Source organism: Klebsiella quasipneumoniae subsp. quasipneumoniae (assembly GCF_020525925.1).
GTDB classification, from domain to species: Bacteria; Pseudomonadota; Gammaproteobacteria; order Enterobacterales; family Enterobacteriaceae; genus Klebsiella; species Klebsiella quasipneumoniae.
This window is the reverse complement of record NZ_CP084876.1, coordinates 3065958-3087825: the sequence shown is the minus strand read 5'-3', so window position 1 is coordinate 3087825 and position 21868 is coordinate 3065958. Positions and strand designations below refer to the sequence as shown.

The 21868-nt window shown below is 59.5% G+C and carries 22 protein-coding genes; 15 read left to right on the top strand and 7 right to left on the bottom strand.

The genetic code is table 11. The features are described from left to right. Positions 1-285: 285 nt before the first annotated feature. The 6 genes from astC to spy all read left to right on the top strand — a co-directional run bounded on the left by astC (position 286) and on the right by spy (position 7138). A complete protein-coding gene (gene astC, locus LGM20_RS15005; protein WP_044522412.1) occupies positions 286-1506 on the top strand; it encodes a succinylornithine/acetylornithine transaminase in 1221 nt (406 codons plus the stop codon). Beyond that, complete coding sequence (gene astA / locus LGM20_RS15000) at positions 1503-2537, top strand: arginine N-succinyltransferase (RefSeq protein WP_023289295.1); 1035 nt, start codon at positions 1503-1505, stop codon at positions 2535-2537. The genes astC and astA overlap by 4 nt, the downstream gene beginning before the upstream one ends. After that, the gene (gene astD, locus LGM20_RS14995) at positions 2534-4012 is read left to right on the top strand and encodes a succinylglutamate-semialdehyde dehydrogenase (RefSeq protein ID WP_044522415.1); all 1479 of its coding nucleotides are present in this window, start codon (positions 2534-2536) and stop codon (positions 4010-4012) included. The genes astA and astD overlap by 4 nt, the downstream gene beginning before the upstream one ends. After that, positions 4009-5334 carry an N-succinylarginine dihydrolase gene (astB, locus tag LGM20_RS14990; RefSeq protein WP_044522417.1) on the top strand — a complete coding sequence of 442 codons (1326 nt, stop codon included), beginning with the start codon at positions 4009-4011 and terminating at the stop codon, positions 5332-5334. Before astD ends, astB begins: the two co-directional genes overlap by 4 nt. A gap of 9 nt (positions 5335-5343) precedes the next feature. Then, the gene (gene astE, locus LGM20_RS14985) at positions 5344-6309 is read left to right on the top strand and encodes a succinylglutamate desuccinylase (protein ID WP_044522418.1); all 966 of its coding nucleotides are present in this window, start codon (positions 5344-5346) and stop codon (positions 6307-6309) included. A gap of 343 nt (positions 6310-6652) precedes the next feature. Beyond that, on the top strand, positions 6653-7138 hold the full coding sequence (gene spy, locus LGM20_RS14980; RefSeq protein ID WP_072096650.1) for an ATP-independent periplasmic protein-refolding chaperone Spy: 486 nt from the start codon (positions 6653-6655) through the stop codon (positions 7136-7138). An 87-nt stretch (positions 7139-7225) separates the two neighbouring features. Here the strand turns inward: spy and cho are convergent, their stop codons facing one another. Together cho and nadE are read right to left on the bottom strand one after the other, a co-directional pair. Further along, positions 7226-8089: an excinuclease Cho gene (gene cho / locus LGM20_RS14975; RefSeq protein WP_044522421.1), complete on the bottom strand. Its 864-nt coding sequence runs from the start codon at positions 8087-8089 to the stop codon at positions 7226-7228. A gap of 99 nt (positions 8090-8188) precedes the next feature. Next, positions 8189-9016 (bottom strand): ammonia-dependent NAD(+) synthetase, encoded by an 828-nt coding sequence (gene nadE, locus LGM20_RS14970; protein WP_023289301.1) that lies wholly within the window; start codon positions 9014-9016, stop codon positions 8189-8191. A gap of 282 nt (positions 9017-9298) precedes the next feature. On the opposite strand from nadE, the gene osmE reads away from it, so the two are divergent. From osmE to chbG, 8 genes are all read left to right on the top strand, one after another. Next, positions 9299-9637, top strand: coding sequence for an osmotically-inducible lipoprotein OsmE (gene osmE / locus LGM20_RS14965; RefSeq protein ID WP_023289302.1), 339 nt, complete (start codon positions 9299-9301; stop codon positions 9635-9637). A 278-nt stretch (positions 9638-9915) separates the two neighbouring features. Then, the gene (chbB, locus tag LGM20_RS14960; protein WP_002901547.1) at positions 9916-10236 is read left to right on the top strand and encodes a PTS N,N'-diacetylchitobiose transporter subunit IIB; all 321 of its coding nucleotides are present in this window, start codon (positions 9916-9918) and stop codon (positions 10234-10236) included. A 19-nt stretch (positions 10237-10255) separates the two neighbouring features. Continuing rightward, complete coding sequence (locus LGM20_RS14955) at positions 10256-10372, top strand: hypothetical protein (RefSeq protein WP_032429133.1); 117 nt, start codon at positions 10256-10258, stop codon at positions 10370-10372. A gap of 11 nt (positions 10373-10383) precedes the next feature. Then, positions 10384-11742: a PTS N,N'-diacetylchitobiose transporter subunit IIC gene (gene chbC, locus LGM20_RS14950; protein ID WP_004203823.1), complete on the top strand. Its 1359-nt coding sequence runs from the start codon at positions 10384-10386 to the stop codon at positions 11740-11742. Between the two features lie 53 nt (positions 11743-11795). After that, positions 11796-12143: a PTS N,N'-diacetylchitobiose transporter subunit IIA gene (gene chbA / locus LGM20_RS14945; protein WP_023289303.1), complete on the top strand. Its 348-nt coding sequence runs from the start codon at positions 11796-11798 to the stop codon at positions 12141-12143. 27 nt (positions 12144-12170) lie between these two features. Continuing rightward, a complete protein-coding gene (chbR, locus tag LGM20_RS14940; protein ID WP_004203825.1) occupies positions 12171-12995 on the top strand; it encodes a transcriptional regulator ChbR in 825 nt (274 codons plus the stop codon). A 110-nt stretch (positions 12996-13105) separates the two neighbouring features. Continuing rightward, positions 13106-14452 (top strand): 6-phospho-beta-glucosidase, encoded by a 1347-nt coding sequence (locus LGM20_RS14935; protein WP_044522424.1) that lies wholly within the window; start codon positions 13106-13108, stop codon positions 14450-14452. 12 nt (positions 14453-14464) lie between these two features. Further along, entirely contained in the window at positions 14465-15223 is a 759-nt protein-coding gene (chbG, locus tag LGM20_RS14930) for a chitin disaccharide deacetylase (RefSeq protein ID WP_032452530.1), read from the top strand. A 56-nt stretch (positions 15224-15279) separates the two neighbouring features. Here chbG and katE read toward each other — a convergent pair whose 3' ends face one another. Further along, the gene (gene katE / locus LGM20_RS14925; protein ID WP_023289306.1) at positions 15280-17538 is read right to left on the bottom strand and encodes a catalase HPII; all 2259 of its coding nucleotides are present in this window, start codon (positions 17536-17538) and stop codon (positions 15280-15282) included. A gap of 205 nt (positions 17539-17743) precedes the next feature. Between katE and cedA the strand changes: the two genes are divergently transcribed. After that, positions 17744-17983, top strand: a complete 240-nt coding sequence (gene cedA, locus LGM20_RS14920; RefSeq protein WP_004151919.1) for a cell division activator CedA — start codon at positions 17744-17746, stop codon at positions 17981-17983. Between the two features lie 57 nt (positions 17984-18040). Here the strand turns inward: cedA and LGM20_RS14915 are convergent, their stop codons facing one another. The 4 genes from LGM20_RS14915 to hxpB all read right to left on the bottom strand — a co-directional run bounded on the left by LGM20_RS14915 (position 18041) and on the right by hxpB (position 21829). Further along, positions 18041-19432, bottom strand: a complete 1392-nt coding sequence (locus LGM20_RS14915; RefSeq protein WP_044522426.1) for an L-cystine transporter — start codon at positions 19430-19432, stop codon at positions 18041-18043. Positions 19433-19567: 135 nt separating this feature from the next. Beyond that, positions 19568-20158: a metal-dependent hydrolase gene (locus LGM20_RS14910; protein WP_023289309.1), complete on the bottom strand. Its 591-nt coding sequence runs from the start codon at positions 20156-20158 to the stop codon at positions 19568-19570. 91 nt (positions 20159-20249) lie between these two features. After that, entirely contained in the window at positions 20250-21011 is a 762-nt protein-coding gene (gene kduD / locus LGM20_RS14905; protein WP_044522428.1) for a 2-dehydro-3-deoxy-D-gluconate 5-dehydrogenase KduD, read from the bottom strand. A 149-nt stretch (positions 21012-21160) separates the two neighbouring features. Next, on the bottom strand, positions 21161-21829 hold the full coding sequence (gene hxpB, locus LGM20_RS14900) for a hexitol phosphatase HxpB (protein ID WP_044522429.1): 669 nt from the start codon (positions 21827-21829) through the stop codon (positions 21161-21163). Positions 21830-21868 lie beyond the last annotated feature (39 nt).

Genomic DNA, 21868 nt, shown 5'->3' with positions numbered 1-21868 from the left:
AGCTACGATAAATTTCGCAGAAGATCACAATTACAGAATTATATCTTACCTTTGCATAACTTATCTTCTTTAATCACTGTTCATCCCCCTTTATCGGATACTTATTCACTAATTATGCATTTTATGTGAATAGCGCCAGGTTGTAACTCATTGATATTTCGTTATCTCATCCGGTTTATGCATTTTTATCGCTGGCTGGCACGAACCGTGCAATCTACATTTACAGCGTAATAACTCATATTTATTAACATTATTGCTACTTTTAATTTACCGGAAGAGGTCGATATGTCTCAGTCAATTACGCGTAACCACTTTGATGAATGGATGATGCCGGTCTACGCGCCAGCGGCTTTTATTCCGGTGCGGGGCGCCGGGTCGCGGCTGTGGGATCAGCAGGGCAAAGAGTATATCGATTTTGCCGGAGGCATCGCCGTGAACGCGCTGGGGCATGCGCATCCGCGGCTGGTGCAGGCCCTCACCGATCAGGCTGGCAAGTTCTGGCATACCGGCAATGGCTATACCAATGAGCCGATCCTGCGTCTGGCCAAAATGCTTATCGATGCCACCTTCGCCGACCGGGTCTTCTTCTGTAACTCCGGGGCCGAGGCCAATGAGGCGGCGCTCAAGCTGGCGCGTAAATATGCCCACGATCGCTTTGGCAGCGAGAAAAGCGGCATTGTCGCCTTCCAGAACGCCTTCCACGGGCGGACGCTGTTCACCGTTTCGGCAGGCGGTCAGCCGGCCTACTCCCGGGATTTTGCCCCGCTGCCGCCGCAGATCCAGCATGCGGTGTTTAACGATCTCGCGTCGGCAAAGGCCTTAATCAATGACCAAACCTGCGCGGTGATCGTCGAGCCGGTGCAGGGCGAAGGCGGCGTGGTGCCGGCCAGCGTCGAGTTTTTACGCGGCCTGCGCCAGCTTTGCGACCAGCACAACGCCCTGCTGATTTTCGATGAAGTGCAGACCGGGGTCGGGCGCACCGGCGAACTGTATGCCTATATGCACTACGGCGTGACCCCCGATGTGCTGACCACCGCCAAAGCGCTGGGCGGCGGCTTCCCCATCGGCGCGCTGCTGGCGACAGAGGCCTGCGCCAGCGTGATGACCGTCGGCACCCACGGCACCACCTACGGCGGTAACCCGCTGGCGGGGGCGGTGGCCGGCGAGCTGCTGTCGATCGTCAATACCCCGGAAGTGCTCTCCGGCGTCAGACAGCGCCATCAGTGGTTTTGCGAACGCCTGCAGGCGATCAACGCCCGCTATGGTCTGTTCAAGGAGATCCGCGGCCTGGGGCTGCTGATCGGCTGCGTGCTGAACGACGCCTGGGCCGGGAAGGCGAAAACCCTCAGCAACCTGGCGGCGGAAGAGGGTGTGATGATCCTGATCGCCGGCGCCAACGTGGTGCGTTTCGCGCCGGCGCTGAACGTCAGTGAAGAAGAGGTGAACAGCGGGCTGGATCGCGTCGAGCGGACCTGCGCGCGATTCCTGGCGGGAGTTTCATCATGATGGTTATTCGACCGGTGGAGCCGGGCGATCTGCCCGGGCTGCTGAAGCTGGCGGCGGAGACCGGCGGCGGGCTGACCTCGCTGCCGGTGGATGAAGCCACCCTCGCGGCGCGGATCGCCCGCTCACAGCAAACCTGGCGCGGCGAGCTGCCGAAAAGCGAGCAGGGCTATGTCTTTGTGCTGGAAGAGAGCGAGAGCGGCGCAGTGGTGGGCATCTGCGCGATAGAGGTGGCGGTGGGGCTCAACGATCCCTGGTACAACTACCGGGTCGGCACCCAGGTCCATGCCTCGAAGGAGCTTAACGTCTATCAGGCGCTGCCGACGCTGTTTCTCAGTAACGACCACACCGGCAGCAGCGAGCTGTGTACCCTGTTCCTCGACCCGCAGTGGCGCAAAGAGGGCAATGGCTATCTGCTGTCGAAATCGCGCTTCTTATTTATGGCCGCCTTTCGCGAGCGCTTTAATGAGAAGGTGGTTGCCGAGATGCGCGGGGTGATTGACGAGCACGGCTATTCCCCGTTCTGGGAGAGCCTGGGCAAACGCTTTTTCGCCATGGAGTTTTCCCGCGCCGACTACCTGTGCGGCACAGGACAGAAGGCTTTCATTGCCGCCCTGATGCCCAAGCACCCGCTGTATATCGATTTCCTCACCCCCGAGGCGCAGGCGGTGATCGGCAAGGTCCACCCGCAGACCGCCCCGGCCCGGACGGTGCTGGAGAAAGAGGGATTCCGCTACCTGAACTACATCGATATTTTCGACGGCGGCCCGACCCTGGAGTGCGATATTGACCGGGTGCGGGCGATCCGCAAAAGCCGTCTGGTGACCACCGAGGCCGGCGAAACGCCGCCCGGCGACGGACCGCTGTGCCTGGTGGCGAACGAACAGTACCACCAGTTCCGCGCTCTGCTGGTGCATGCCGACCCGGATGGTGACACCCTGACCCTCAGCGCCCGCGAGCTGGATATGCTGAAGTGTCATGCCGGCGACCAGGTGCGCATGGTGCGCCTGATCCCTGAGGAGAAAACCGCATGAGTCTGTGGATTAACGGCGAGTGGCGGCCCGGCGATGGGCCGCGCTTCAGCAAACAGGATCCGGTCAACCTGAAGGTTGTCTGGCAGGGAGAAGCGGCGGACGCCGGGCAGGTCGCCGAGGCGGTGGCGGCTGCCCGCCAGGCGTTCCCGGCCTGGGCGCGGCTGCCGTTTGCCGACCGCCAGGTCATCGTCGAAAAGTTTGCCGCGTTGCTGGAGGCCAGCAAGGCGGAGCTGACGGCGATTATCGGCGCCGAGACCGGAAAGCCGCGCTGGGAGGCGGCCGGGGAAGTGACGGCGATGATCAACAAGGTGGCGATCTCGGTGAAGGCGTACCACACCCGCACCGGCGAACAGCACAGCGATCTGCCCGATGGCGCCGCGACGCTGCGTCACCGGCCGCATGGCGTGCTGGCGGTCTTTGGCCCCTATAACTTTCCCGGCCATCTGCCGAACGGGCATATCGTGCCAGCGCTGCTGGCGGGCAATACCGTGGTGTTTAAACCCAGCGAACTCACCCCGCACAGTGGCGAAGCGGTGGTGAAGCTGTGGGAGCAGGCCGGCCTGCCCGCCGGGGTGCTCAACCTGCTGCAGGGCGGTCGGGAAACCGGCGAGGCGCTCAGCGGCCAGGCGGATATCGACGGGCTGCTGTTTACCGGCAGCTCGACCACCGGTTTTCATCTGCATCGCCAGCTGGCCGGACAGCCGCAGAAGATCCTCGCGCTGGAGATGGGCGGCAATAACCCGCTGATCGTCGACGATCCGCGGGACGTCGATGCCGCGGTGCATCTGACCATCCAGTCCGCCTTTATTACCGCCGGCCAGCGCTGCACCTGCGCCCGGCGTCTGCTGGTCCGGCGCGGAGAGGCGGGAGATGCTTTCCTCTCCAGGCTGGTGACGGTGAGCCAACGGCTGATCCCCGCGGCATGGGACGCTGAGCCGCAGCCGTTTCTCGGCGGGCTTATCTCTGAACAGGCCGCGCAGAAAGTGCATCAGGCCTGGCTGCAGCGGGTCGCCGCAGGCGCAGTCACCCTACTGGAGCCGCGCTTATTGCAGGCCGGGACGTCGCTGCTGACGCCGGGGATTGTCGACATGAGCGACGTGGCCCAGGTCGAGGATGAAGAGGTGTTCGGCCCGCTGCTTGGCGTCTGGCGCTACGACACTTTCGAGGAGGCGATTGCCCTGGCCAATGCCACCCGCTTCGGGCTCTCCTGCGGGTTAATTTCCCCGGAACGGGAGAAGTTCGATCGGCTGCTGCTCGAGGCGCGGGCCGGGATAGTCAATTGGAACAAACCGCTGACCGGGGCGGCGAGTACCGCGCCGTTCGGCGGCACCGGGGCCTCTGGCAATCATCGCCCCGGGGCCTGGTATGCCGCCGATTATTGCGCCTGGCCGATGGCCAGTCTCGAATCGCCGACCCTGACGCTGCCCGCCAGTCTCAATCCGGGGCTCGACTTTCGGGCCGGGGAGGCGTCATGACCGCCCGCGAAGTCAACTTTGACGGTCTGCCCGGACTGACCCATCACTACGCCGGGCTCTCCTTTGGCAATGAGGCCTCCACCCGGCACCGCTTTCGGGTGTCGAACCCGCAGCTGGCGGCAAAGCAGGGGCTAAAAAAAATGAAAGCCCTCGCCGACGCCGGCTATCCGCAGGCGGTGATCCCCCCTCAGGAGCGGCCCAACGTGCCGCTTCTGCGTCAGCTGGGCTTTAGCGGCAGCGATGAACAGGTGGTGGCTCGCGCGGCTCAGCAGGATCCGGATCTGCTGTCTGCGGTGAGTTCGGCCTCGGCGATGTGGGTGGCCAACGCCGCGACGGTCTGTCCCTCCGCCGATTCGCTGGATGGCCTGGTACACCTGACGGTGGCGAATCTGCAGGATAAATTCCACCGCGCCAGCGAAGCCCCCACCACCGGAGCGTTGCTGCAGGCGATCTTCCCGGACCGCACGCGATTTGCCATCCATCCGGCGCTGCCTGCCTCGGCATGGTTTGGCGACGAAGGGGCGGCGAATCATAACCGTCTCGGCGGGGAATATGGCGCCCCCGGCGTTCAGCTCTTTGTCTATGGCCGCCGCCGGGGAAGCGAAGAGGCGCCGCGTCGCTATCCGGCGCGGCAAACCCTTGAGGCCAGCCAGGCGGTGGCGCGCCTTAATCAGGTCAATCCCCGCCAGCTGATCTTCGCCCGCCAGCATCCGGCGGCGATCGACATGGGGGTTTTTCATAACGATGTCATCGCGGTGAGCAATCGTCAGGTCCTGTTCTGCCATGAGCAGGCCTTTGCCGACCAGAACGCGGTTTTGCAGCAGCTGGCGCAGCAGGTGCCGGGCTTCACCCCGCTGGTGGTTCCCGCCAGCCGGGTCACGGTGGAAGAGGCGGTTGCCACCTATCTGTTCAACAGCCAACTGTTGAGCCGGGCGGACGGCAGCATGGCGCTGATCCTGCCCCAGGAAGCCCAGGCGCATCCGGGCGTGTGGAACTATCTCAATGAGCTGCTGGCCGGGGATAACCCCATCGCCGCGCTGCAGGTGTTTGATCTGCGCGAGAGTATGGCCAACGGCGGCGGTCCGGCGTGCCTGCGCCTGCGGGTAGTGTTGACGGCCGAGGAGTATCAGGCGGTCAATCCGCACGTCCTGATGAACGATACGCTGTTTGCCACCCTCAATGATTGGGTGGATCGCTACTATCGCGATCGTCTCACCCAGGCCGACCTCGCCGACCCCCAGCTGCTGCGGGAAGGGCGCGACGCGCTGGATCGGTTGACCCAGATCCTGCAGCTCGGTTCGGTTTATCCATTTCAGCAATAAGGGGGCGCGGTGGAACACTTTCTGGCATTAACCCTGGCGGGGCGTTTGCCCCATCACTTTCACGGCGAGACGGCCCATTTTCGCTGGCACTGGCTTGGAGAGGGGATCCTTGAGCTGACGCCGCATGCGCGCTGCGAGCGGGGGCTGGTGCTCTCCTGCGCCATCCATGGCAACGAAACGGCGCCGGTGGAGATTGTCGACCGGCTGGTGCAGCGGCTGGTTCGGGAGGAACTCCCCCTGCGCTGGCGGCTGCTGGTGATCGTCGGTAACCCGCCGGCGCTGCGGGCGAATAAACGCTATCTGCACAGCGATATGAACCGGATGTTTGGCGAGCGCTGGCGGCAATTCCCGGCCAGCGAGGAGACGCAGCGGGCGCAGCGGCTGGAGCAGGCGGTGGGCCGCTTCTATCGCGACCACGATGGTCCGCGCTGGCACCTCGATCTGCATACCGCGATCCGCGGGTCGCTGCATCCGCGCTTCGGGGTGCTCCCGGCCCGCGATACGCCCTGGGAGGAGGATTATCTTCACTGGCTGGGCGGCGCCGGGCTGGAGGCGTTGGTGTTTCATCGCCAGCCAGGCGGGACCTTCACCCACTTCAGCTGCGAGCGGTTCGCGGCGCTGGCCTGCACCCTTGAGCTGGGCAAAGCGCTGCCGTTGGGGGAAAACGATCTGACGCAGTTTGCCGCCGCCGAGGGGGCTATCTCCCGGCTGCTGGTGGGGGATCTGGCCATTGCCGACGCCCCGGCGCCGTTGCGCTACCGGGTGGTGCAGCAGATCACCCGCCATAGCGATGATTTCCGTCTGCATATGGCGGATCGGACGCTGAACTTCACCCCCTTCGCCCCAGGCACGCTGCTGGCGGAGGAGGGGGAGATGCGGTATGTGGTGGGGGCTGAGCCGGAGTATGTTCTGTTTCCCAATCCGGCGGTGGCGAGGGGGCTGCGCGCTGGCCTGATGCTGGAAAAATTATCCTGAGGGCAAGCCGTCCGCCGGGCGGCCTGCTTAATTTCGCGCGTCGTTTTACATCTTCTTATTTTTTCGTGCGCCAGTGTAAATTTGCAGATTATTCCTGGTAAAATGCTTTGTTTTTAATCTCTCCTCCTTTATACTCTCCATAATTTCTCTGCAAAACAGTAGGTTATTTATTTTTTATTGCAATTCCTCGTTCAAATTCCTTATTTTCTCCATAATTGGTGAGAAACTGTTTTTTACACTTTCATTGTTTTACTCTTGCTCTGACTAATTGACGATTAACGTCGTAAAGTTAATCTCGTCAACACGGCAACGCGCCGTAAGAATAACGTAAAGTAAGGATTGAATGATGAAGAAACTCACTGCACTGTTTGTTGCCTCTACTCTGGCTCTGGGCGCGGCTAACCTGGCTCACGCCGCCGATACCACCACCGCGCCGAGCGACAGCAAGCCGATGATGATGCATCATAAAGGCGGCCCGGGTCAGCATGACATGATGTTTAAAGGCCTCAACCTGACCGATGCGCAGAAGCAGCAGATCCGCGACATCATGAAGAGCCAGCGCGAAAACATGAAGCGTCCGTCCCTTGACGAACGCCGCGCGATGCACGAGCTGATCGCCAGCGATACCTTCGACAAGGCGAAAGCGGAAGCGCAGATCGATAAGATGGAGGCGCAGCATAAAGCGATGGCGCTGTCCCGCCTGGAAACGCAGAACAAGATCTACAATATTCTGACCCCAGAGCAGAAAAAACAGTTCAATGCTAATTTTGAGAAGCATCTGACAGAACGCAACGCGCCGGCAGGTAAAATGCCTGCACCCGCTGAATAATGTAGCGTACTGAATCAAGACCGCCGGTCTTGCCCAATAATGCCATCAGGCGTTGGGCAGGGCCGGCGGTTTTTTCTTTCTGGCTTCTCAGCTAAGCGGGTGCAGCGGGTAGTTGCCGCTGAGCAGAGGCTTACAGAGAATTTTGTAACCATCCTGGTCGAATCCGGCGGGCAGGCGAGTGAGCTCAGCGGCCTGGTCGAGCGAGTCGACGGCCCCCAGCCACAGCCAGTTATGAATGACATGATACTGCGTCATATCAGGGCCGCGCTCCTCCAGCGCCACCGGTCCTGCCCAAGGCCAGCACACCAGCTGCAGCTTGCTCATCTGCGCCAGCAGACGCTGGCGGTGCGCCTCCACGCTCTCCTTTCCACAGCAGGCGCCGGCGCAGCGGCCCAGCGCGGATCGAAAGCAGGCGCGGCCGCGGCTGAGCGGCTCCAGACCGAGCAGGCCATAACAGAGGCGCTGTTCGTCAGCGAGGCTCTGCAGCATCTGCAGCGCCGCCCGCCGGTTGGCGAACAGACCATAGAGATGCTGCTGATGAGAGAAATCAACCTCGCGGGCATAGACAATCTGCGGCCGGTCGTCCGCAAGCAGCCAGGCGCAGAGTTGCTTGTTACGCCGTAGCCGCTTGTTAAACAGCGGCTGCTGCTCTTTAATTAACTGCGCCTCCAGCAGCAGCGCCCCCAGCTCGCCAGCGGTGCGCTGCCAGGTAATACGCCGGGACTGACGCAGCATCGCGGCCTCTTCAGGCGTGCGCAGGTGGGAGAGCACCCGGCTGCGCAGGTTAACGCTCTTGCCGATATAGAGCGGCATCGTGTCGCTGTCGCCGTGAAACTGATAGACGCCCGGCAGCTTCGGCAGCGCCTCCAGCCACGGCCGAAGGTGTTCGGGATATTCATAGATCGCCGCCGCCTCAAACTCCAGACGCGGGGCAGATTGCTTTCTGGCCACAATAACTCCTGATACTGTCTATCTATCCAGTATAGCAGGCGGTTTTTGCGGCGAAAAGCGCAAAAAATAACCCCGGCGCGGGCCGGGGCGGGGGAGGGACTATTTTTTCCAGAAATCGTCAAAGACGGTGATGGGCGGCCGACGCTTGTGTTCGGTTTTCAGATACCAGCCTTCGATCGTTTTGGCGATGCTGGGGTCCAGCGTTTTGCCTTCCAGATAGTCGTCGATATTCTCATAGGTGACCCCCAGCGCCACTTCATCCGGCAGGGAGGGGCGATCGTCTTCCAGATCGGCGGTCGGCAGCTTCTTATACAGATGTTCCGGGCAGCCGAGATGGGCCAGCAGCTGTTTGCCCTGACGTTTGTTCAGGCGGAAGATCGGGTTGATGTCGGTGCCGCCGTCGCCATATTTAGTGAAGAAGCCGGTAATCGCTTCCGCCGCATGGTCGGTGCCGACCACCACCCCTTTGGTCATCCCGGCGATGCTGTATTGGGCTTTCATGCGCTCACGGGCTTTTTCGTTGCCGCGAACGAAGTCGCTCAGTTCGATCCCCGCTTCGCGCAGGGCCTGTTCGCTTGCCAGCACCGAGGCTTTGATATTCACCGTCAACACGCGGTCAGGCTGAATAAAGGCGATGGCATCCTGGCAGTCCTGCTCATCCGCCTGCACGCCGTAGGGTAAACGGACGGCGATAAACTGCAGGCTGCTGTCGCCAGTTTCGGCGCGCAGTTCATTGATCGCCATCTGGCACAGTTTCCCCGTCAGGGTCGAGTCCTGGCCGCCGCTGATACCCAGCACCAGCGATTTAATAAAAGGGTAAGTCTGCAGATAGGATTTCAGGAAATCGACGCTGCGGCGGATCTCGCCTGCGGCATCAATCTGCGGCTTCGCGCCCAGCGCCTGAATAATCTCTTGTTGTAGCGTCATCGCGCCCTCCGAAAGTGAATCTGTTTGGCAACCTGTTGGCTTAAAGCTACCTCTTTGCCGCTGAAACGACAAGGACCGGGGTTTTGACTGCCGGAAAAGAAGGCAATCAATGACATAGGATTTCATTATAGATGCCCGCGCGCAGGAGAAAGCGCCGGTCGTCGGCGGAGCGTCAATCCTGTTTACGCAATAACACAATCAGACATGATTTCGCTGTTCGGCTTGAAAAATAACACTATTTATTCCAGGCTTATCGTTACACAGTGGAAGAGAGGAACCAAAATGAACAAAAGCTTAGCAGGAATACTGGGCGTCACCGTCGCGTTAACCTTACTCGCGGGCTGTACCGCTTACGATCGTACCAAAGACCAGTTTACCCAGCCGGTGGTGAAAGATGTGAAGAAAGGAATGTCGCGTGAGCAGGTGATGCAGATCGCTGGCAAACCTTCAACGGAAGTGACGATGGTCCATGCCCGCGGCACCTGCCAGACCTATATCCTCGGTCAACGAGATGGTAAAGTGGAGACCTACTTTGTGGCCCTCGACGAAACGGGGCACGTGATGAACTCCGGCTACCAGACCTGCGCTGAGTATGATACGGATCCGCGCAACGCTAAGTAAGCGCCCTACTGTTGACTGAGTTGTACGTAAGCCCGACCACTGGTCGGGCTTTTTTGTGAGTCCTGATGCTTATTTAATTGCGCGAATTATTTGGATGAAAATGTGAGGGTAGTCAAAACCGGAGGTCAATGAGAGACAATTCTGTTCAACAGGGAATTATCACGACGGCTCAGGTTGCCGTATACTCAACCCATAAACAGAATTAACCGGATGTTACCAGTCTTACCGGCTCTCAGCGGTTACTGAAGGCCCTGGTCTCACACATTGAGGAAGCGTTCATGGAAAAGAAACACATTTATCTGTTCTGCTCGGCAGGCATGTCCACGTCACTGCTGGTCTCCAAAATGCGGGCGCAGGCGGAAAAATACGAAGTCCCGGTCATTATTGAAGCCTATCCTGAGACTCTCGCGGGTGAAAAGGGACCGGAAGCCGACGTTGTATTATTAGGGCCACAAATTGCGTATATGTTACCGGAAATTCAGCGCCTGCTGCCGAATAAACCGGTAGAAGTCATCGATTCTCTTCTGTATGGCAAGGTGGATGGTTTAGGGGTATTGAAAGCCGCCGTCGCGGCCATTAAGAAAGCTGCAGCACAATAATTTTAAATTTTAAAACTCGATATATTTTGACGCCTGGCGGCATCCCGTTGCCGGACGTCAAAGAATAAAGAGTTTATTTTCCCGTCAAAGAGTAATTTCATACATCATCGCCGTAATAGTTTATTGCGGCTTTTAAGGGTATTGACTATGAGTAAAGTGATCGACTCGCTTGAAAAGGTACTCCTTCCTTTTGCAGTGAAAATAGGAAAGCAGCCGCATATTAATGCGATTAAAAATGGATTCATTAAATTAATGCCGTTGACCCTCGCCGGGGCCATGTTTGTATTAATTAACAACGTTTTTCTGAGCTTCGGCGAAGGCTCTTTCTTTTATTCCATGGGCATTCGCCTGGATGCCTCCACCATTGAAACCTTAAACGGTTTTAAGGCTATCGGCGGTAACGTCTATAACGGCACCCTCGGCATTATGTCGCTGATGGCGCCATTCTTTATTGGCTCCGCGCTGGCGGAAGAGCGCAAAGTCGACCCGATGGCCGCAGGCCTGTTGGCGGTCGCGGCCTTCATGACCGTGACCCCGTATAGCGTGGGCGAAGCCTATGCCGTCGGCGCCAACTGGCTGGGCGGGCAGAACATCATCTCCGGCATGATTATCGGTCTGGTCGTCGCGGAGCTGTTCACCTTCGTGATCCGTCGCAACTGGGTGATCAGACTGCCGGACAGCGTGCCGGGGTCGGTATCGCGCTCTTTCTCCGCGCTGATCCCTGGCTTCTTGATCCTCTCCATCTTCGGCATTATCTCGTGGGCCCTGTCGAGCTACGGCAGCAACTTCCACCAGATCATCATGGACTCCATCTCTACGCCGCTGGCGGCGATGGGCAGCGTGGTCGGCTGGGCATACGTCATCTTTAACTCCCTGCTGTGGTTCTTCGGGGTGCACGGTTCGCTGGCGCTGACCGCGCTGGATAACGGCATCATGACGCCGTGGGCGCTGGAAAACATCGCGCTGTACAACCAGTACGGATCGGTTGATGCGGCGATCGAAGCGGGTAAACAGTTCCACTTCTGGGCCAAGCCGATGCTCGACTCCTACATCCTGCTGGGGGGTTCCGGGGCGACGCTGGGTCTGATCATCGCCATCTTTATCGCTTCCCGTCGCGCTGACCATCGTCAGGTTGCGAAGCTGGCGCTGCCGTCAGGCATCTTCCAGATTAACGAACCGATTCTGTTTGGCCTGCCGATCATCATGAACCCGGTCATGTTCATCCCGTTCGTGCTGGTCCAGCCGATTCTGGCGGCCATTACTCTCGCGGCCTACAGCCTGGGGATTATCCCACCGGTGACCAACCTGGCGCCGTGGACCATGCCAACTGGCCTGGGGGCGTTCTTCAACAGTAACGGCAGCGTCGCCGCTCTGCTGGTCGCCCTGTTCAACCTTGGCGTCTCCACCCTGGTCTACCTGCCGTTTGTGGTGCTGTCGAATAAAGCGCAGACCGTCATCGAGCAGGAAGAGAGCGAAGAAGACATCGCCAACGCACTGAAATTCTGATACCGCGCGGTACGGGCAGCGTCCCGTACCGCCTGAGAAATGAGGGAAATATTATGTTTGATCTGGACAACATCGACGCGGTAGAGACCCCGGAAAACGACCTCGAAGAGGTGGTGATGGGGCTGATTATCAACTCCGGACAAGCCCGTAGCCTGGCCTATGCCGCGCTAAAACAGGCCAAGCAGGGGGATTTTGCCGCGGCGAAATCGATGATGGAGCAGTCGCGTCAGGCGCTGAGCGAGGCGCATCGCGTGCAGACCCAGCTTATCGAAAGCGACGAGGGCGAAGGGAAAATGAAGGTCAGCCTGGTGCTGGTGCATGCTCAGGATCACCTGATGACCTCCATGCTGGCTCGCGAGCTGGTTGCGGAATTGATTGAGCTGCACGAGAAGGTACAATAGGCCATCACGACGATGAGGCAGCCCAGGATGATGACCACCGAGATCAGTACCGCCAGAGAACAGCAGTTGTTCAACGGGAAGAACTTTCATGTGGTCATCTATAACAAAACGGAAAGCGTGAGCGGGCTCCACCAGCATGATTACTACGAATTTACCGTCGTATTAACCGGGCGCTATTACCAGGAGATCAATGGCAAACGGGTGTTGCTGGAGCGCGGGGATTTTGTCTTTATCCCGATGGGCTCGCACCACCAGAGCTTCTACGAATTTGGTGCGACGCGCATCCTTAACGTCGGCATCAGCAGGCGCTTCTTTGAGAAACACTATCTGCCGCTGCTGCCGTTTGGCCTGGTGGCGTCGCAGGTCTATGCCGTGCAGAGCGCTTTTCTCGGCTATATTGAGTCGGTCATCGCCTCACTCAATTTTCGCGAAACGGAATTTGACGAATTTATCGAGCTGGTCTCCTTTTATGTCATTAACCGTTTACGTCACTATCGCGAAGAGCCGGTTGCAGACGTCGTCCCACAATGGTTAAAAAATACCGTTGAGGCCATGCACGATAAACTGGAGTTTGGCGAGAGCGCCCTCGAGAATATGGTTCGGCTATCGGGCAAAACGCAGGAGTATTTAACCCGGGCGACCCAGCGCTATTATGGTAAAACGCCGATGCAGATAATTAACGATATCCGTATCAACTTTGCCAAAAAGCAGCTGGAAATTACCAACTATTCGGTGACGGATATTGCCTATGAATCAGGGTACAGCAGCCCGAGCCTGTTTATTAAAACCTTTAAAAAGCTGACCTCGTTTACGCCGAGCAGTTATCGCAAACATTTGACCAGTATTAATTAAACCCGCGCGGTATTAGCCGCCCGGCTTACACCGTAACTAATTTAAGTTAACTGTCCGCATTTATGCGGAGAGCGGCCTGCGCCCAGGCGCAGCGCCTAAGGGAGAAAAAAATGAGCCAGAAATTAAAAGTCGTCACCATTGGCGGCGGTAGCAGCTATACCCCGGAATTACTGGAAGGTTTTCTGAAACGTTATCATGAACTGCCGGTGACAGAGCTGTGGCTGGTGGATGTGGAAGAGGGCCAGGAGAAGCTCGATATTATCCATGCGCTGTGCGAGCGGATGGTGGAAAAAGCCGGCGTGCCGATGAAGGTTTATAAAACGCTGAACCGCCGCGAGGCGCTGCAGGGCGCGGATTTCGTTACCACCCAGCTGCGGGTGGGGCAGCTGAAGGCGCGTGAAAAAGATGAGCGCATCCCGCTGAGCCACGGCTATCTTGGCCAGGAGACCAACGGGGCGGGCGGGCTGTTTAAAGGGCTGCGCACCATCCCGGTGATTTTCGACATCGTGAAAGATGTGCAGGAGATCTGCCCGGACGCATGGATCATTAACTTCACCAACCCGGCGGGCATGGTCACCGAGGCGGTCTATCGCCACACCAGTTTCAAACGCTTTATCGGCGTGTGCAACATTCCCATCGGCATGAAGATGTTCATCACCGACGTGCTGCAGCTCAGCCCGAGCGATGAGCTGAACATCGACCTGTTCGGTCTGAACCACCTGGTGTTCGTCCGCGATGTGCTGGTTAACGGCGTCTCGCGCTTCGATGAACTGCTGGACGGCGTTGCCTCCGGCCGCCTGACCGCGAACTCGGTAAAAAATATCTTCGACCTGCCGTTTAGCGAGGGGCTGATCCGCTCCCTGCGCCTGATCCCATGCTCCTATCTGCTCTATTACTTTAAGCCAAAAGAGATGCTGGCGATTGAGATGGGCGAGTACTATAAGGGCGGCGCGCGCGCCCAGGTGGTGCAGAAGGTGGAGAAGCAGCTGTTCGAGCTGTATAAAAATCCGGATCTCAAGGTCAAGCCGAAGGAGCTGGAGCAGCGCGGCGGCGCCTATTACTCCGATGCCGCTTGCGAAGTGATCAACGCTATCTATAACGACAAGCAGACTGAGCACTATGTGAATATCCCGCATCATGGCCATATCGATAATATCCCGGCGGACTGGGCGGTCGAGATGAGCTGCACCTTAGGTCGCGATGGCGCGAAGCCGACGCCGCGCATCACCCATTTCGACGAGAAGGTGCTGGGGCTTATCTACACCATCAAAGGGTTTGAAGTGGCGGCCAGCCAGGCGGCGATCAGCGGCGAGCTGAACGACGTGCTGCTGGCGCTGAACTTAAGCCCGCTGATCCATTCCGATCGTGACGCCGAGCAGCTGGCGCGGGAGATGATTCTGGCTCATGAAAAATGGCTGCCGAACTTTGCGGCGACGATCGAAAAACTGAAAGCGTAACGGGAGCGGCAAATGGAACGCGTATTGATCGTCAACGCCGACGACTTCGGCCTCAGTAAAGGGCAGAACTACGGCATTATCGAAGCCTGCCGCAACGGCGTGGTGACATCGACTACGGCGCTGGTCAACGGCGCGGCTATTGACCACGCCGCCCAGCTGAGCCGCAGTACGCCGGAGCTGGCGGTCGGGATGCACTTTGTGCTGACGCTGGGCGAACCGCTGTCGGCCATGCCGGGGTTAACCCGCGACGGCCGGCTGGGCAAATGGATCTGGCAGCAGGCGGAAGAAGATACCCTGCCGCTGGAGGAGATTGCCCATGAGCTGGCGTGTCAGTACCGTCGTTTTATCGATCTCTTCGGCCATGAGCCGACGCATCTCGACAGCCATCACCATGTGCATATGATCGCCCCGATCTATCCCATCGTCGCCGCTTTTGCCCGCGACAAGGGCATCGCGTTGCGCATCGATCGCCAGGTGGCGGCGCAGAGCGGTCTCGATCAGCAGGCGGCGCGCAGCAGCGCAGGCTTCAGCAGCGAGTTTTATGGGGAAGCCGTCTCTGAGGCGCTGTTCCTGCAGACGCTGGACGCCTCAATCGCCCGCGAGGAGCGCTCCCTGGAGGTGATGTGTCATCCGGCCTTTGTCGACCAGACCATCATGGGCAGCGCCTACTGCTACCCGCGGCTGGGCGAGCTTGATGTGCTGACCTCTGCCTCGCTGAAAGCGGCGGTGGCCGACCGGGGTTATCGCCTGGGAACCTACCGCGACGTGTAAGCCCGACGGGGGAAAGGAAAGTGAGTCAAGCCCGGCACACCGTGCCGGGCTTTTTGCTACGCCGGAATAGCGGCGATTTTCGGGCTTCTCGACCACACCCGGTGGGCCGTCATCAGGGCGAGCAGTTTATCTGCCGCCGGGGTGTCGAGAGCATCGGTAACGATGACGCCCTCTTCGCCCTGGGCCGGGACCTGGAGAACCGACGTTAACTGCCGCGCATCGCCTGCCAGCAGGATCGGCTTCAGGTGCTTATAGGCCTCCAGCAGGTAGTAGCGCGCATCGCCGCTCTGGCTCAGGGCGCTGAGGTCGCCGCCGGGCACCACCACGGCATCCACCGTCAGCGATGGGGAACCGGCGAAGGTGCCGGCGATCGGCACGGGAGAACCATCGTCGGCGATGACCTCGCCCATCCGCGAATAGAGCAGTTTACTGTGCACGCCCTGGGCCTGTAGCGCCTGCAGGAGATGGACCAGGTCCTGCGCCGAGGTACGCTCATTGAGCAGCACCGCCACCACGCGACCTTTCACATCCCCTTCGGCGTCCGCATAGAGGCTGAGGGTGGGATCTTTCTCCACGCCGTTGACCGGGGAGGGCAGAGTGAGGCTGCGCTGCTCATCGCTCAGTTCAATACCTAAATTCGCCCCGACCGCTTCCGCCAGCCGGGTATCAATATGGGCCAGGTGATCGACCACCCGCTCGCGGATCCAGGTGCGGACCACTTTGCTGAGCTCGAAGCTGAAGCCATCGATAATATGCTGCTGCTCAATCGGCGTCTGGCTCAGCCAGAACAGACGCGGCTGGGCGTAATATTCGCCGAATGAAGGGCTGCGCTGGCGGATCTTCTCACCGTCGACGCGCTCGGCAAGGGACTCGAAACCGCCGCGTTTGGCGGCTGGCGGCGTCTCGCGCGGCCAGTTGTCGTTGATCGAGTTGGGTTCGTAGTTGGCCGGGTTGGTGTCAATCTCCATCCGGTGCATACCGTCGCGCTGGAAGTTGTGGTACGGGCAGGTTGGCCGGTTGATCGGGATTTCATGGAAATTCGGTCCGCCGAGGCGGCTAATCTGCGTATCGGTGTAGGAAAAGAGACGCCCCTGCAGCAGCGGATCGTTGCTGAAATCGATGCCCGGTACGATATGCCCGGGATGGAAGGCCGCCTGTTCGTTCTCGGCAAAGAAGTTGTCCGGGTTGCGGTTGAGGACCATTTTGCCGACCCGTTGCACCGGCACCAGCGCCTCAGGGATCAGCTTGGTGGGATCTAACAGGTCGAAGTCAAAATCAAATTCGTTTTCCTCGGGGATCAGCTGCAGCCCGAGCTCAAATTCCGGGTAGTCCCCGGCTTCAATGGCCTCCCACAGATCGCGGCGATGAAAATCGGGGTCACGGCCGGTCAGCTTCTGCGCTTCATCCCACACCAGCGACGCCTTGCCGGCGACCGGTTTCCAGTGGAAGCGAACAAAGGTGGCTTTGCCCTCGGCATTGATCAGGCGGAAGGTGTGGATCCCGAAGCCTTCCATGGTGCGATAGCTGCGCGGGATGCCGCGATCGGACATCGCCCACATCACGTTGTGCAGCGTTTCCGGCTGCAGGGAAACGTAGTCCCAGAAGGTGTCGTGAGCGCTTTGTCCCTGGGGGATGGCCCAGTGGGGCTCAGGCTTCACGGCGTGAACAAAGTCGGGAAACTTCAGCGCGTCCTGAATGAAGAAGACCGGGGTGTTGTTGCCGACGAGGTCAAAAATCCCCTCGTCGGTGTAAAACTTGGTGGCGAAGCCGCGAATATCGCGAACGGTGTCCGCCGACCCCGCGCCGCCCTGCACGGTGGAGAAGCGCACAAAGACCGGGGTGATTTTATCGGCTGCCGAGAGAAAATCGGCTTTGGTCAACGCTGTCAGACTTTTGTAGGGCTGGAAGTAACCGTGGGCCGCTGAGCCGCGGGCATGTACGATACGCTCCGGAATTCGCTCATGGTCGAAGTGGGTGATCTTCTCCCGCAGAATGAAATCTTCCAGCAGCGTTGGGCCGCGGGCGCCGGCGCGCAGCGAGTTCTGATCGTCGGCAATGCGCACGCCCTGGTTGGTGGTCAGCGGATAGTCTTCTCCGCCTTTGCGCTGCGGCTCCAGGGCGTCAAGTTTGCTGCTGTGGGTATCAGGCGCTTTCAGGCTGCCAGGGGCGGTCGGTTCAGCGCCAGGGGCGGTGGGTTTCGGCGTGGGGCGCCACTCCCGATCATCCGGCGCCAGCGAGTCGAGACCCGGCTGCGCTTCCTCGCTGCCGTGAACCGGTGCCTGCTGGTGGTGCGGGTTTGGGTGCTTATCAGACATTGCTCGTCTCCTGCTTTCATTGCTAAAAGTGGTCGTTGATAAACCAAAACCCTTCTAACTATAGAACATTACGCTGGCTGCGCCCGGCGAGGGGGCAGGGAGTTATCCTAAAATGCGCATCGGCGGCAGGGGGGCGACGAACGGGGCCACGATCGGCTATGATAGAGGTTTCTGTTTCCCGCTTTGCTTAGTGAATCCATTTGTTATGAAACCATTGCGCCAACAAAATCGCCCTGTCATTAGCTACGTGCCGCGCGTGGAGCCTGCGCCCCCGGAACATGCCGTGAAAATGGACCATTTTCGCGATGTCTGGATTTTGCGCGGGAAGTATGTCGCCTTTCTGCTGATGGGGGAGCATTTCCGCCGTTCACCGGCGTTCAGCGTGCCGGAGTCGGCGCAGCGCTGGGCTAACCAGGTGCGTCAGGAAGGTGAGATTGAAGCCTGAATCTGCTGCAGAAATAAAAAAACCGCTGATTATCAGCGGTTTTTTTGTGCTTACCGTTTAGCGATGCGCCAGTTCGGCCTCTTCTTCGCTATCGAAAATCGACTTGTCGGTCTGGCGCAGCCACTGGCTGGTCAGCGTCCCGGCGGTCATGGAGCCGTTAACGTTCAGCGCGGTACGCCCCATATCGATCAGGGGTTCGACGGAGATCAGCAGCGCCACGAGGGTCACCGGCAGGCCCATCGCCGGCAGGACGATCAGCGCGGCGAAGGTGGCCCCGCCGCCCACCCCGGCGACGCCCGCCGAGCTGACGGTGACGATGCCCACAAGGGTGGCAATCCACATCGGATCCAGCGGGTTGATGCCTACGGTCGGTGCGACCATCACCGCCAACATGGCCGGGTAGATACCGGCGCAGCCGTTCTGACCAATGGTGGCGCCAAAGGAGGCGGAGAAGCTGGCAATCGACTCCGGTACGCCGAGACGACGGGTCTGCGCTTCCACGTTCAGCGGAATGGAGGCGGCGCTGGAGCGGCTGGTGAAGGCGAAGGTGATCACCGGCCAGACTTTACGGAAGTACTTCAGCGGGCTGATGCCGTTAATCGCCAGCAGCAGGCCGTGAACGACAAACATGATGCCCAGCGCGATGTACGAGGCCACCACGAAGCCGCCAAGCTTGATGATATCCTGTAGATTCGACCCGGCAACCACTTTGGTCATCAGCGCCAGCACGCCGTAAGGGGTCAGCTGCATCACCAGACGAACCAGCTTCATCACCCAGCCCTGCAGGGTATCGATGGCGGTCAGTACGCGCTGGCCTTTTTCCACATCCTCTTTCAGCAGCTTCAGGGCTGCGACGCCGAGGAAGGCCGAGAAAATGACGATGCTGATGATCGAGGTCGGGTTAGCCCCGGTGAGGTCAGCAAACGGGTTCTTCGGCACGAAGGAGAGGATCAGCTGCGGGACGCTGAGATCGGCCACTTTACCCACATAGTTGCTCTGAATGGCGTTCAGACGGGCGGTCTCCGCGCTGCCCTGGACCTGCCCCTCGGCGGTGAGGCCGAACATGTTGGTCACCAGCACGCCAACCAGGGCGGCGATCAGGGTGGTGAACAGCAGAGTACCGATGCTCAGGAAACTGATTTTCCCCAGCTGCGAGGCATTGTGCAGGCGGGCCACGGCGCTAAGGATTGACGCGAAGACCAGCGGCATAACGATCATTTGCAGCAGCTGGACATAACCGTTGCCGACGATATTGAACCACTGGATGGAGTCTTTCAGCACCTGGCTGTCAGACCCATAGATCAGCTGTAGCGCCAGACCGAAGATCACGCCAATCGCCAGGCCGACCAGGACCTTCCTGGCCAGGCTCCACTGTTTATGGCGAGTTTGCCCCAGCGCAAACAGCAATACGGCGAACACGACTACGTTCGCTATTAATGGAAAGTTCATCCCCGTTCTCCTGATATTTTTATAACCTGGGCTGGTGGATAACCAGCTCTTATGACCGCAAGGTTAGCAGAAGGCGTTATCAAGGACTTATATTCAAATGGAATGGGTTATAACCAAATGGCGTTTTCTGCCGGTTTATCGCCCACTCTGGTGACTTATGAAGCGATTGAAGGTGATCTGCAGGGAATTAATCACCCCGGAAGACCAGCGTATCGCGCTGTTGTCCGCCAGCGTCTGCGGCATCCAGACGGCATAGACGAACAGCGCCATGCATAAGGCGCGCTCCAGCTGGTTGCCTTTGCGCGGCGCAAGGATCGGCAGCCGGAAGCGCCAGCGACAGGGCCATAGCAGCGGCACTCCGGCGGGGGTGAGCATATCGGCGAGAATGTGGCTGAGATAGCCCAGCACCAGGCCCTGGAGGGCGTCCGCCGGGACAATCCAGCTGTCAGGCACCTTGAGGTAGAATAGCGTCAGCGCGCCAAACACCGCCAGCAGGCTGTGGGTGAAGCCGCGGTGGCCAAAGGCCCGCGCCACGGGCCTGGAGATCCAGCTCAGCCGCTGGCCAAGAAACGACTTTGGGTGATCGATGTCCGGCAGCAGGCAGGTCAAGACCGCGGAGGGCACAATATGCCACCAGTCGCCCTGCGCCAGCACCGGCGTTAACTCTGCGTTTTTGGCAAATACTGCGCAGGCGATTGAAAAGAAGAGATGGCCTTCCGCCGTCATGATAACACACCCTAAACTGTCGATTCATACAGTATAGGGTTTTTATACAGTGCACGGAAGAGGTGACGGTGTAACTCTTTGTCACAAATTCTCAGCGCGCCAGCCATCCGCCGTCGACGGCCAGGGTATAGCCATGAATATAGTCGGCGGCGGACGAGGCGAGAAACACCGCCGGCCCCTGCAGGTCACCCGGCACCCCCCAGCGACCGGCGGGGATACGCTCAAGGATTGCCTGGTTACGCTCTTCATCTTCGCGCAGCGCCTGGGTGTTATTAGTGGCCATATACCCGGGCGCAATGGCGTTGACGTTGATACCCTGGCCAGCCCATTCGTTGGCCAGCAGGCGGGTCAGACCCAGCACGCCGCTTTTCGAGGCGGTATAAGAGGGGACGCGGATCCCGCCCTGAAACGAGAGCATCGAGGCGATGTTAATAATTTTCCCGCCTTCACCCTGGCGAATGAACTGCCTGGCGACCGCCTGGCAGAGGAAGAAAACCGCTTTCAAATTCAGATCGATGACCGCGTCCCAGTCGCTTTCCGTGAAGGTCAGGGCGTCATGGCGGCGGATAATCCCGGCGTTGTTAACCAGAATATCGACCCGGCCCATCGTCGCCACCGCCTGGTCGACCAGAACGGTCATATCATCCTGATGGCTGAGATCCGCCTGAATGGCATGAAAGCGGCGGCCCAGCGCCTCAACCTGCGCGGCCGTGTCGTGGGGGATTTTGCGATTGATGCCGACGATATCGCATCCGGCCTGCGCCAGGCCCAGCGTCATTCCCTGTCCCAGGCCGGTATCGCAACCGGTCACGATGGCGACCTTACCCGTCAGGTCGAAGGCGTTCAGTACCATATTCACCTCTGCGTGCTGATCTTCAGGCGTACGATGACGCCACCTGTGCCCAGCATAGAGGCAGGAAAACAAAATTACAATTAAAATGAAACGGTGTTTTGATTTTGTTGCCGGCGGCGTGACGGCGATCGCGTCAGCCGCCAGCGGCCTTACCCGAGCAGCGCCTCGACGGTCAGGGCCTGCAGTGACGGCAGCTTGACGTCCGCCAGCACAAAGCGCGGGTCGCGGCTGTTCTCCGCTTCCGGCACCACGATAGCGCGCATGCGCGCAGCTTTGCTGGCGATCATGCCGTTGACCGAGTCCTCCAGCGCGACGCAGCGCTGTGGGTCGACCCCGAGGGCGGCGGCGCAGTTGAGATACACCTGCGGGTGCGGTTTGCTCCAGGGCAGATGCTCCGCCGAGGCGAGGGCATCAAACTGATCGCGCAGCTCGAACATATTGAGCACTTTCTCCAGCATCACCAGCGGCGAGGCTGAGGCCAGCCCAACCTTTAACCCCTGGGCTTTACACAGGGCCACGGCCTCGCGCACCCCCGGCAGCAGCGGACGTGAGGCTTCCACCAGTTCGATGGCGCGACGGATAATGCGCGCGGTGGCTTCCGCGCGGTCCACGCCGCGCCACGGCTGCTGCGCGTACCACAGATCCACCACCAGGTCGATTCGCAGACCCAGCAGGTCGGGCAGTTCATCGCGGCGGCGGGTATCCACCCCCAGGCTCTCCATGACTTCGACCTCCGCCTGATCCCAAAGCGGCTCAGAGTCAATCAGCAACCCGTCCATATCAAAAATCGCAGCCTCAACGCGGCGCTTCGCTGACATATGTCCTTCTCCTGTTGCGTAATCAGATAAACGAATCGG